This is a genomic window from Shewanella sp. 2_MG-2023 (genome assembly GCF_030548905.1).
Classification (GTDB): Bacteria; Pseudomonadota; Gammaproteobacteria; order Enterobacterales; family Shewanellaceae; genus Shewanella; species Shewanella electrodiphila.
The window spans coordinates 481880-494210 of sequence record NZ_JAUOSO010000001.1 but is presented as its reverse complement, the minus strand read 5'-3'; the positions used below and the strand labels follow the sequence as shown (position 1 = coordinate 494210).

Genomic DNA, 12331 nt, shown 5'->3' with positions numbered 1-12331 from the left:
TTAAAGGCTCAGTATTGAGCCTTTTTTATTTCAGCTGTCTCGTTCTGGCATGTGTTTTGATTGTAATGACTATAGCCATTAATCACTAAGTGGCTGACTAAGGTGCCAATCAATGCACCCGCAAGTAAATCCCCTAAGTAATGATAGTTCTGACCCAATTGTCCCATCAAAACAGCCACCATTGAGCTACACCAAAGCAACCGATATCGCGGCGCAAAGTGCCAAAATAGACTGGCAAAAGCAAAGGTGAGCAATGCATGACCTGATGGAAATGAATGAAAGCTATTAGAAAGTGAAAAGGGGTGAAACTCTTCAACGCCATGGGTAATCCACGAAAGATTATCGTTAGTCCAGGTTTCTGGCCAAGTACGGCCAAAGACCATTTTAGCGCTTACGCGCACTATGGTGGCGATGATGGCGACTAAAATGATGATGCGCCTGAGATGAAAAAGGTGTTTGTAGTGTCTGTGAAAGCTTACTAGCACAATAATGAGTGCAATGATTTCAAGTAATAAAGGGGTTTTAGAAAAGCTTTGTAAAAGCAGGTTAGATTGAAGATTAACGTGCATGTACTCAGCAATAGTTCGATCAAAAAACGCGATACTGATCAGGGTTACTAGCCCACAACAGATGTAAGCAGCAACCATTTTTCGAGTAAAAGGAATTGTCTGAACCACAGAAGGTGTTTTAATTCGTTTGCTATTGTCGTATTTATTAACAGACATTATAAGTCGGGTTGAGTTAATTGGTTGATCTTGTCCGTCATCGCGTTATTGGCTGGGGTTTTGATTTGATGAACACCGGCACGAGCTGCAACAAAGCCATTAATCTGAGCTATTTCTGTCATGCGTTGATGTTTCACATCTTGATGCATGGATGAGAAGTTATTGGCTGTGAGGGTAATGACCTGAGCAATAGTCTCAAGTGATTCCGATAAAGATATAGTGATGCCTTCAGCATTTGCGACAGCGACACATTCAGTGGTGATGGCATTTATTTGCTGCTGATACTGTGGTTGAGCTAATTGACCATTTTGACATTGCTCGATGGCAGTGATGGGGTTAATGGCGCAATTCACAATGAGTTTTTGCCATAAACCGAGCAAGATATTATCACTGATTTGACAGTTAGGAATGGCTGTAACGAGTAATTCAATTAACTGCGGAGTTAATTTATGGCCATGAAAATGTCCGAATACTGTTTTGCCGGTACCTGTTTGACGGACATGACGCTCAGTTACTTTTATTGCCGCTTGAGAGGTTGTGCCGAGGTACAGATTGATATCAGTTCTTTGCTGAGATGCTAACAGCGCCATGACCTGTAAATGCGGCCCCATACCGTTGTGCAAAAGGAGTAAAGTGGCATTGTGGGGCAGTTTGTCAATTAACGCTGTTAACGCCGCTTCAACTTGATAGGACTTAACGCACACAATAACTAGTTCAATGCTGGCCAACTGCTTAGGTGTCACCGTTTTAAGATTGTTGACTAAACATGGTTCGGTATGCACGTTAACAACATTGTTAGGCTTAACGTCACTGGATAAAGCATCAAAAGTCAGCGGCTGAGTTTGGTTTTCTGCATCAGCTAGAGTGAAATTTCGTCCCAGTAATAATGGCTGAGTAAATGCATTAAGCTGATGATAGATCAACATGCCAATGGCGCCAGCGCCGACAATTGCAATGTTTGAAGTCACAGTGTTAGGAGCCGGGGAGTGTGAGCGCATAACAGGCTCTCTTATGATGCTTTTGAAGAACGTTTAGGGAACAGCTTGGCTGCCTGATACTTTCTAAAAACAAACAGAAAGATATAAAACAACGCGATACCAGCCAAATCGGCAACTACATCGGCAATAGAAGCACTGCGATAAGGAATTTGAGATTGGATGACTTCAATTAAAATAGCGTAAAAAGCCAGTATCGAACACATCCAGTACCATTTAGGTTTAAAGGCAAAATAAGCTAAAAATGCCAAGCCGAAAAAGCTTAATACATGACCGACTTTATCCATGTTGTTAAACGTAACGGGGTAATTGGGCTTTGAGAAAACAAGGTAACTGACAACAAGTACAGCAAACGCAAATGATGCTGTAAAAAATAGTTTTAATTTCATGCTGTCGAGTACTTAGCCTGATGCGATATCTTTTGATTGCAGCAATAATAAAAAATGCAGCGGCTAAAGTCATTAATTTCCAGTTAATTATTGTTTTCTATTTTATGGAGGGTTTGCGCTTTCGCTGAAAATGTTAGTATTAGCACAAAGATTAATTGGGAGAATAACAATGCCATCAATGGACATCGTTTCAGAAGTAGATGAAGTTGAATTACGAAATGCTGTTGAGAACTCACGCCGCGAACTTGCTGGTCGTTTTGATTTTCGCGGCAAAGAAGCCGATATTGAACATAAAGATCATACCGTGACTTTAAAAGCGGAAGATGATTTCCAATGTCGTCAGTTAGTGGACATTCTGCGTATTCAATTGAGTAAGCGTAGCGTTGAGCCTTCAGCTATGGATGTTGATGAAAAGTCAGTTCATAGCGGTAAAACCTTCAGCTTAAAAGTTAACTTTAAGCAAGGCATTGATACCTTAGTGGCTAAAAAGCTGGTTAAGCAAATTAAAGACAGCAAGCTGAAAGTACAATCGTCTATTCAAGGTGACTCAGTACGAGTCACGGGTAAAAAACGTGATGATTTACAAGCGGTCATGCGTTTAGCGAAAGAGTCTGAATTAGGCCAACCTTTTCAGTTTAATAATTTCCGCGACTAGTTTTGATTGGCTTTAAGCCATTTATGTTGTTTTAAATAAAAATGATATCAAAAAAAGATGCTGTAACAGTTTGCTGTTGCAGCATTTCTCAATGAAAGAAGATACTTAATTATCAAATCCGCTCAACCCAATACACCTTTGATGCCACATCTGACTTAACATTGTCGATCACTCACCTCGCGTTCCAATATGATGATTTAACCTTATTGTCGGTACATCATGCGCTAATGCAAACCAGCCGATTTGTATCATTTGCCAGAGCCAGAGAAATGAATTGACATTAAATGAAGTAAAGTAAAGCCAAAGGCTTGTGCTAACTGGGCATCAGTTGTTTAAAGTCATTGATGCTGATTAATCTGAATCTGTTGGTTTTTATACGCTATTTCGTTACCCCTTAGCTTAAAAGCCTCAACGTTCTTCCCTCAAGTGTGCCTCTTTTAAAATTATGTAGGGTTTTATCCTTCATGCGCGATTATGACTGTCATCTTATCAGCCATAGAATCAGCGTTAATTAAATACCTGAAATCTCCATAGGCCTTAATTGCGCTCTTTAACAGAGATTTTTGCGTTGTAACAACCTGATTTCAATTATGGCCGATATTCAGTGCCAGTGATAAAAAGTGACATAACGATGGAAGAAATACAGCTTTTATTGGGAGAATCACCATATTTTTCCGTTTTGGTCACCTTAGTTTTAGGGTGTTTGCTAGGCAAGTTATCAATCAAAGGTTTCTCTTTAGGTTGTGTGGCGGGCACCTTGTTAGTTGGTATTTTAATTGGCCAATTGGGTGGTTATATTGAACCTTCGTCTCGATGGATTTTCTTCGGTTTATTTCTGTATGTTATCGGTTATCAAGGTGGTTATAGCATTTTAAGGGTGTGGCAATTACGTAAAAAAACAATCTTAATGACCAGTTTGATTATAAGCCTTATCACTATATCCACCATGTGCTTGGCCACCTGGTTTTTTAATCTCGATTTGTATACCAGCATAGGCATGATCTCTGGAAGCTTTGTCCATCCAGAAGTAATGTATATGGTCACTGATTCGATTGAAAAGTTGCCTGAACTTTCTGAAACAGTGAAATTAGTGGCGCTTAATAATGCTTACATGGGATATGTACTGACGGTCATTTTTGGCATGGTAGGGCCTGTGATCATGATGAAATGGCTCCAATCTGCTGCAATGAAGCAAAGTGATTCACCTTTTGATAAAGCGACTCAAAATGAATTGGATGAAAGTCATTGTGATAGATACTACCCAATCGACACTCTTGAAACGGTCGTAAAACGTGTTTTTGAAGTTAATCCAACCAGTACGGTTCTTGGTAAAAGCATTGAACAACTGAATGCACCGTATTTTGACATCATGTTCGAACGAGTCAATCTAGTTGATAAGGCAAAAAGTAGTTCGAATGAGATTGATGACGCAGTTAATCACAATGAGCCACTTGTCGCGGGCGATATCGTTACCATAACGGGCAGACACGACACGCTATATTATTTTGAAGATGATGTAATAGGTAGTGAATTACCTAGTGACACTCAAGTAGATAACAATGAAGCGCATTTTAATATGCTCATCAATACCCATGGCTTTGTTGGCAAATCATTAAATGATATCAAGACTGAAATTAACCAAAATACCTACAAAAATCTTTGCATCATTCGACTTGTCAGAGATCAAAAATCTATAGAAATCACGCCAGATATAATTGTGAAACAAGATGATATTTTACAAATCATGGGCAGTGCTAGTGATATTCAATTCGTTAAACATAACTTTAGTAACAATGTTGGCCGTAATACCGAGAGTTTCGCCTTGTTTGGAATAGGGTTAGTGGCAGCTTATTTAATGAGCTTATGGAATCTCAACATTGGTGGTTTGTATTTTTATTTAAGCATTGGGCTGAGTAGCTTGATTGCTGGTACTTTCGTAGGCTGGCTGAGCAATAAAATCAATCCACTTTCTCAGTTACCTCGTCACACTATCACGTTTGTTAGAGAGTTATCCTTGCTGGCATTCATCGCCATCACAGGCTTGTATTTTGGCCCGCAAATGATTAACGAAATGAATACCAGTGGTATGAAAATCCCCTTAATTGGTTTAGGTGTCGTACTCGTATCCCAACTATTTTCATTAATGATTGCCAGTAAAATGCTGAAATTTAACAAACCTTCAGTAGCAATAGGCAAGAATATTGAAAGCAAAGCTGATGGTGTTGGCATATCAAGCCGTTATCGTTTGCACGAGCAGAGTGCAATGTATGCGATAGCCATTTCATATATTACTTCAAGCTTTTTGATGTTGTTGGTTATTTCCATGGTGTTGAACTTTATGTAGCGCTGAAACACCACATGTCACTGCCTATCGCAGTGACTCAAATCTTACTTCCTCTATATTTAAAACCACATTAATAGGTTGAAAAAACCATGTTTAAATTTGTTTCTTTGTGCTTTCTGAGCTTAGTTTCTTCAGTGGCGATCGCCGAGAGTTCGTACTTTTTTGATGAAAAAGATGGTCAGTTTGATTTAGGGTATCACCTTGCTGAAAACGCTTATGGGTTTCTTCCTGTTCCGGTATTAATTACTGAACCAGCCGTTGGTGCGGGTGGGGGTATCGTTGGGTTGTTTTTACATGAAACAGAAGCTGAGAAAGAAGCGAGAAGACAAAAAGCCCTTGAGTCAATTGATGGCGGAGCCCAATTAATGCCAGCTGCGATGACATTGGTTGGCGCGGGTGGGACGGCCAATGGTACTTGGTTTGGTATTGCAGGTCATCGTCATTCTTGGTTAGATGATAGCATTCGCTATACCGTAGTAGGCGGCGCAGCTAATGCCAATCTTGATATTTATACTCGTTTAGGTGGGCTACTTCCTCCTGATAAAGCTATTCAATTTGATACCACAACAGAAGCGCTATTCGCCTTACAAAAAATTCAATTTAGAGTGGCTGAAACCCCATTAATGCTAGGGCTTAAACAATTCTGGGCTGAATCATCAGTTTCATCTTCTAACGCTGTGGTTGACTGGATTTTACAGCAACAATTGGGTGATAAAACAACAACCTCTGGTTTAGGGCTTATTGCGGAATATGACACCCGCGACAATATTTTCTTTCCTAAGAAGGGTTATATATTCTCGGCAGAATATATGGTGTTTGATGAATCTATTGGCTCTGATCATAATTATCAAACATTAGAAGCAAGCGGTGAAGTTTACCTTCCTCTTTCTAATCATTGGACATTAGCGTTCGCAGGTGGCTATGACCAGTTATATGCTGGCGATATTCAGCTGTCACCTACGACTAAACCTTATGTAGAGTTACGCGGTGTGTCGGCGTTTAAGTATCAAGGTGACCAAGTGGCTACAGTTCAATCTCAGTTGATGTATCACCTCAATCATCGTTGGACGTTATCTGCATTTTACGGTTATGGCGTGACAGACAGTGATGCTATTGAAGAAAATAGTGATTCTGTTGATAGTTATGGGGTTGGCTTTCGTTACCAAATTGCCCGTCGTTATGGCATTCATATGGGGATGGATTTCGCCACCAGTGGTGATGAAAATGCGGTTTACTTTACCTTGGGTTCAGGGTTTTAAAAGTGAGGGTTTACCACAAGCTCTGATGGCATGATTACAGCAATTATTATCTAATCTATGCCAATTGAGCTTGGGTGGTATTATTGAGCGCCTTACTATTACGGTGTGTTTTGTGGCTCTGTTTCAGAGTTTATATTGCTTTTATCTGACTGCTGCTCGGACTGCATACGCGATAACAGACTGATTAATATTAACACCGGAAATCCAATCAAACTGGCGGCAATAAAGAAGTTTACGTAGCCATAAGCATTGACGTATACCCCTGAGAATCCGGCAATAAACTTAGGGAACAACAGCATAATTGAAGACAGTAAAGCATACTGACTAGCGCTGTAGCCACTACTGGTTAAGCTGGATAAATAGGCGATAAAGGCTGCGGTGGCTATGCCTGCACTGAAATTATCAACCGATATCGCAAAGGTTAAGAATGGTACGTTATAGCCAATGTAAGCTTGCCATGCAAAGAGTAAGTTGGTGACAGCAACCAATAAAGCACCGACAAATAGTATCTTCATCGTGCCATAGCGCATGATTAAAATTCCGCCTGCGCCCGCGCCAAGTAACGTCATGATTAAACCATATACTTTACTTAAAAAGGCAATTTCTTCTTTACTGAAACCCATATCCACATAAAACACATTGGCCATAATGCCCATGACAATATCGGAGATCCGATAGCAAGAAATCAGCAATAAAATCAAGATGGCACTTTTGCCGTAACGTTTAAAGAAATCGACAAAAGGCAGGACGCTGGCACTGTATAACCAGGCCATAGCACTGGCTATTTTAGTCGGATACTTTTGGGCAAACTGCGCTTTAAGTTGGCGTTCTTTTTCATCTGCAGCTTTTGTATCGACTTGTGGCTCTTTACTAAACAAAGTGGTGATTAAGCCTACAGACATCAGCATTGCCATGACAAAATATGCGGTTTGCCATGCTTCTAAATTATATTCGGTATTACCTGGGTCTACCCAAGCGGCAATGGTTAGCGCCCCTGCGGTTGCTACAATCATTGCGCTACGATAGCCCACTTGATATGCAGCAGCTAATGCTGCCTGCATGTCTTGGGGGGCTGATTCGATACGGAAGGCATCAATGACAATATCTTGAGTCGCTGAGGCAAATGCCAGTATCAGGGCAAAAATGGCCAGTTGCTCTAAATCAACTAAGGGATCACTTTGTGCCATGCCCAATATCGCGGCCACTAGGCCGAGCTGGGCGAAGATCATCCAGCCTCTTCGCCGTCCGAAAAATCGGGTGAATAGGGGAAGCGCCATACGGTCCACTAATGGTGACCAAGCCCATTTGAATGCATACGTTAATGCGATCCAACTAAAGTAGCCAATAGCGGCACGGTCAACACCTGCTTCGCGAAGCCAAAAGCTTAATGTTGAAAACACCAGCATAAGCGGTAGGCCAGCAGAAAACCCCAGCAATAACATGATTAGAACACGCTTGTGATAATAAACAGACAAGGCTTCACGGGTACGAGTTAGCAGTTCAGACATTAAGGCAACGGATTGAAGGAGAATGGCTCTAGCTTATGTCGCGTAGCGTATTGGTTCAAGCCATTCTGGTTGGAAATTTTGAAGAGTGTAAAATTAACTTAAAGTAATTGAAGTTGTTGGTCAATTTGTCGGCCTGATCCCGATACAACCATGGGGCATATCCCCTCCAATATTAATGTAGTCACAGCAATCATGAATTTGTTGCCTTAGATACTGATTACCTCTAATAACCATATCTGGCCATTGATCGAAGCAGTGTAATAAATGCCAAAACACTTTTTCGGTATCTGTGGGGGTTGCGGCGTCTGTGTTGGTATCGAGGCTGATAGTTTGCCATTCTTCCAGTACATCCCACATGTAAAGCTTGATTTCTTTATGCTCTAGTTGGTTATCTAAAAAAGCCTTTCCATAATAGGCCAGTTGTGGCGCCTTGGTTTCTATGAAGTCATTTGGGGTCATAGATGACATCCTTTTTATTACTGCTATTAATCAAATAGCACTCAAAACTAAACGAATTTACTCATCAAATAATGCAGAGTGAACAAGCAGCGATTTATTGACAACTTAATGAGTAATTATCTAAACACGGGAAAAAGCTGCTTACAGGTAAAAATAAGTATAGTCAGGATTGTTGAATAATTACTCAAATTTACAATGTAAGTGCTAAAAAAGTGGTTTTAGCTGTCATTAGAAATCAGCGAAGAAGAACATGCTAAAAAAAAGTGGAATGAAATCAATATTTCACTCCACTTATTCTGTTTTGTGTATCACGCAGTAGTAATCAAATTAAACTTTATTTACTTCAAAAAGTGCTTGCTGCAGTCTTATTTCTCGAGTCTTTAACGCAAAAAAGACATATAAATAAAGTCGCTTATTGCGGCAAAAGCGTCGCTTTATTAAGTTTAATTTCTTTTACTGGAAAGTCAGGCCAATTTAACTCTGGATTGGTCATGGTTGGTGTGTAAGACATTGCTTCAAGCACCGCCATACCTTCAATGACTTCACCAAATACAGCGTAGCCCCAGCGGCGTTTAGATGGGTTGAGATTTTTGTTGTCGCCAACGTTAAAGTAGAACTGACGCGTTGCAGAGTGAGGATCGTTATCGCGTGCCATTGCAATAGTGCCAACAGAATTTGATAGACCATTACCCGACTCATTAACAATAGGGTCCATTGATGGGCCTTCTTCTAACTGCGGATTTAACCCTCCACCTTGAACAACGAAATCAGCAATCACACGATGAAAAAGGGTGTTGTCATAGTCCCCTTGAACCACATAAGTGAGGAAGTTATCGACGGTGATAGGCGCTCGAGTGCGGTCTAGCTCCACCACGACTTTGCCCATTGTGGTATCAAATTCCACTTTTGGGTAAAGGGTATTAGGCTGAATATCGACGGCAGCATTTGCCATCATTGACGAAAACAACATTACACTGGCTACAATCCGTTTAAGCATAAGGCATTCCTAATTTGTGGTCTGACGTTATTATTGAGATTACTGTTGTAAAAACTGATGTAATTCAGGGTCGTTAATAATCTTAGTTGTAAGCTCATCGATAAGCTTGTTCATATCCAACTCTAAGGTGGCAAAATCTGGGCTAAAAGGTCCTTTTAACATGCCTTTACCATTATAAATTTTAGTGAATTCTTGGGTTTGGTTTTTAGCGACAACATTGATGGTTAAGTTAGTGTTGGCTTCAAAGCCAAAAGTAGACTCAGTAACATCTGTCAGTAAGTAATCTAACTGGAACTCAACAGTATTGCTGGCGGCGGGATCCACTTGGTATCCGGCATTACTCATTGATTTTTTAAACACGCTATCAAGTTGCTGTCTGATTGGTTCACTCGGACTAACAAGCTTTGCTGCCTCATCGCCTTGATTAAAGCGAACAATAAAGTTGGCTTTACGGACATCAATGGTGCTCACTGCGACAGTGTCGTAACGATCAATTTTATTGATGACATTAGGCACATTGGGATTAAGTGCAATATGAGTAGGAGTATGACTAGCACAAGCTGATAAAAATAATGCGGAGCACAACAATAATGACAATGATTTCATGACTAAAAACGGTAAAAAATGGTGCGGTCAGAATAACAGATTTTTAGCGCCTTTCCAGTCAAAAAATGGCAGTTAATTAGATTGTGCCAATATAGTGAGTCGCAACAAATTTTAGCTCGTTAAATAAAAGCAGTGCCATCTTAATTCAATCACTAGCCATTGACTTATGCTGATAATTTATTCACGTTAGTGTGGTGTATTTGATGATTTACTCTAAATAAATACTCTTGATAAAAACGCTAGAAAGCAATCAAGCCATTATTACCTCGGATAATGCTCGACAAATATCGACACTGTAACCAGTTTTAATATAACGGATGAAGTATGTCTTTGAATCATTTACAACTTGCGCCAGACAAGCTAATGAACACTGAAGGTCAGCCTATTTTCGGACACTTTGATGGTGTGGTAGGGGACTTAGGGGTAAAACAGTTTAACTATTTTAATGAAATGGATAAGCCTTGCTCTTGGTTTGCTAAGTATTTTGATTATAAACAGTTTCAATTTATTAATATTACCACTGCGAGATACATCATTGGTGTCGCGATTGCCGATATTCGCTATGTGGGCAGCAGTTTTTGTTACTTATATGATATTGAAAAGAATAAGCTGACAGAAACTCAAGCCTTAAAACCGTTATCCTGGGGGATGTCTGTATCACGCTCGCCTCAGCAAGGTAAGGCAAGGATTAAGCACCGCCAAGGTAAGATTGAATTTTCAATTAAAGACTCCCTGTGGCAATTAACCATTAACACCGATGATATAAAAGCAGAATTACAGCTCAATCCTCCGCCATTAAGTTTACCCATGAGCTTGTGTACTCCAACTGGCTATAACGGCTGGACTTATACTCAAAAGCACAATGGTTTAAAAGTCTCTGGTCGCTTAACCATAAAAGATGAACCGCAGCCGCTTAACTTCGCTTTAGGTGGTTATGACTTTTCTGCAGGTTATATGCGCCGCGAAACCAGTTGGCGCTGGGCGTCAATCAATGCGCAAGTGGAGCAAGGGGTTTTAGGCTTAAACCTTGCCGCAGGGGTGAACGAAACAGGCGCGACTGAAAATGTCTTATGGATTAATGGTGAGCGCCATTTACTCCCAGGAGTAAAGTTCGATTTTAATCGGCATGTGAGTGACGACTTTTGGCAAATCAGCACTGCCACAGGTCAAGTCGATCTGACTTTTAGGGCACTTAATTGCCGCAGCGAAAAACTCAATTTTGGTTTTCTAAAAAGTAACTTTAGGCAGTACATCGGCTATTTTAGCGGCCACATCATCGATAATAATGGCCACAAACATGTATTGCGTAATCAGCTTGGTTTAACTGAAGATCACTTTGCTAAGTGGTAGCGTTTAATTATCCGCCCAAAACAATTTAAATAAAATAATAATATAAAGGTTTTCAATGGATTTGAACTCAATCATCAATCACCCGGAAATGCTGCTGCTTGCATTAGCGCCAGTATTTTTTGTTTGTATTTTCCTCGAATGGTATTTAGGTGATAAACGCCAAAAACTCCCTCTTTCCGCGCGATATAAAAAAGCGGAAGTGTTTTGCAATATCAGCTTAGCGGGCATGCATCAGTTAACTGATATTCTTGCAGGGCTGCTCATTGCCAAAATCTATTTAGCAGTATTTGGCTGGAAATTATTTGATATCCAAATGGGCGCGGTCAGTTTTATCGTATTAATGGTGCTACAGGATTTCTTCTATTACTGGTTCCATCGTGCAAGTCATAGAGTGCGTTGGATGTGGGCGGCTCATGTCGTTCATCATAGCTCTGAGAATATGAACTTTAGCACCGCATTTAGACAAAGCTTAATGTACCCGCTTGCTGGAATGTGGCTGTTTTGGTTACCGCTGATTGTGATTGGCTTTGACCCTAACTGGGTAGTATTTGTGGTGCTTTTAAATCTTGGGCTGCAATTTTTTGTTCATACCCAGGCTGTCAAATCATTGGGTCCAATTGAGTGGCTATTTAATACCCCTTCACATCACCGTGTTCATCATGGTCAAAACCAGCAATACATAGACAAAAACTACGCCGGTGTATTGATCATCTGGGATAAGCTTTTCGGCACATTTGAGCCGGAAAAAGAAACCGTGATTTATGGGATCACTAAGCCTGTTAATAGCTTTAATCCTTTGATTGTCAGTTTTGCTGAATGGCGCGAGATGTTTAAAGAGGTGAGTAAGTCAGGATTGAGCATAAAGCAGCGACTAGGTGTTTTATTTTCACCCCCGTCTCAAGCTGATGTTAATACTCGTGAGAAGGTCGCTGTTGAAAGAAATGATGATAGTGTGGTCGATTGACCCATTGTCGTGTAAAGGAAAGAAGGTTTAACCTACTTACCACATACTCGGAAGGGGTTGAGTACGTGATAAGTAGGTCT

The 12331-nt window shown here is 40.5% G+C and carries 13 protein-coding genes; 6 read left to right on the top strand and 7 right to left on the bottom strand.

The genetic code is table 11. The features are described from left to right. Positions 1–8: 8 nt before the first annotated feature. From Q4600_RS02130 to Q4600_RS02120, 3 genes are read right to left on the bottom strand one after another with little or no spacing between them, the layout of a single operon-like run. Positions 9–725: a phosphatase PAP2 family protein gene (locus Q4600_RS02130; RefSeq protein ID WP_303512208.1), complete on the bottom strand. Its 717-nt coding sequence runs from the start codon at positions 723–725 to the stop codon at positions 9–11. Continuing rightward, entirely contained in the window at positions 725–1723 is a 999-nt protein-coding gene (locus Q4600_RS02125; protein WP_303512212.1) for a ketopantoate reductase family protein, read from the bottom strand. The genes Q4600_RS02130 and Q4600_RS02125 overlap by 1 nt, the downstream gene beginning before the upstream one ends. An 11-nt stretch (positions 1724–1734) precedes the next feature. Then, complete coding sequence (locus Q4600_RS02120) at positions 1735–2109, bottom strand: VanZ family protein (RefSeq protein WP_102529898.1); 375 nt, start codon at positions 2107–2109, stop codon at positions 1735–1737. Between the two features lie 169 nt (positions 2110–2278). Here Q4600_RS02120 and Q4600_RS02115 point away from each other — a divergent pair, with 169 nt between their 5' ends. The 4 genes from Q4600_RS02115 (at position 2279) to Q4600_RS02100 (ending at position 6367) form a co-directional block, all read left to right on the top strand. Then, the gene (locus Q4600_RS02115; RefSeq protein ID WP_102529897.1) at positions 2279–2764 is read left to right on the top strand and encodes a YajQ family cyclic di-GMP-binding protein; all 486 of its coding nucleotides are present in this window, start codon (positions 2279–2281) and stop codon (positions 2762–2764) included. A 101-nt stretch (positions 2765–2865) separates the two neighbouring features. After that, positions 2866–3042: a plasmid segregation protein ParM domain-containing protein gene (gene parM, locus Q4600_RS02110; protein WP_303512940.1), complete on the top strand. Its 177-nt coding sequence runs from the start codon at positions 2866–2868 to the stop codon at positions 3040–3042. Positions 3043–3395: 353 nt separating this feature from the next. Continuing rightward, positions 3396–5108 carry a hypothetical protein gene (locus tag Q4600_RS02105; RefSeq protein WP_303512218.1) on the top strand — a complete coding sequence of 571 codons (1713 nt, stop codon included), beginning with the start codon at positions 3396–3398 and terminating at the stop codon, positions 5106–5108. 89 nt (positions 5109–5197) lie between these two features. Further along, positions 5198–6367: a BamA/TamA family outer membrane protein gene (locus tag Q4600_RS02100; protein WP_102529895.1), complete on the top strand. Its 1170-nt coding sequence runs from the start codon at positions 5198–5200 to the stop codon at positions 6365–6367. Positions 6368–6465: 98 nt separating this feature from the next. Here the strand turns inward: Q4600_RS02100 and Q4600_RS02095 are convergent, their stop codons facing one another. The 4 genes from Q4600_RS02095 to Q4600_RS02080 form a co-directional block, all read right to left on the bottom strand. After that, positions 6466–7875 carry an MFS transporter gene (locus Q4600_RS02095; RefSeq protein WP_303512223.1) on the bottom strand — a complete coding sequence of 470 codons (1410 nt, stop codon included), beginning with the start codon at positions 7873–7875 and terminating at the stop codon, positions 6466–6468. A gap of 120 nt (positions 7876–7995) precedes the next feature. Beyond that, positions 7996–8334: a hypothetical protein gene (locus tag Q4600_RS02090; RefSeq protein ID WP_303512226.1), complete on the bottom strand. Its 339-nt coding sequence runs from the start codon at positions 8332–8334 to the stop codon at positions 7996–7998. A gap of 412 nt (positions 8335–8746) precedes the next feature. Continuing rightward, complete coding sequence (locus Q4600_RS02085) at positions 8747–9331, bottom strand: peptidylprolyl isomerase (protein WP_248954428.1); 585 nt, start codon at positions 9329–9331, stop codon at positions 8747–8749. A gap of 39 nt (positions 9332–9370) precedes the next feature. Beyond that, positions 9371–9937: a YajG family lipoprotein gene (locus tag Q4600_RS02080; protein ID WP_102529891.1), complete on the bottom strand. Its 567-nt coding sequence runs from the start codon at positions 9935–9937 to the stop codon at positions 9371–9373. 324 nt (positions 9938–10261) lie between these two features. Here Q4600_RS02080 and Q4600_RS02075 point away from each other — a divergent pair, with 324 nt between their 5' ends. Beyond that, positions 10262–11287 (top strand): DUF2804 domain-containing protein, encoded by a 1026-nt coding sequence (locus Q4600_RS02075; RefSeq protein ID WP_102529890.1) that lies wholly within the window; start codon positions 10262–10264, stop codon positions 11285–11287. Between the two features lie 55 nt (positions 11288–11342). Continuing rightward, positions 11343–12251 carry a sterol desaturase family protein gene (locus Q4600_RS02070; RefSeq protein ID WP_102529889.1) on the top strand — a complete coding sequence of 303 codons (909 nt, stop codon included), beginning with the start codon at positions 11343–11345 and terminating at the stop codon, positions 12249–12251. Positions 12252–12331 lie beyond the last annotated feature (80 nt).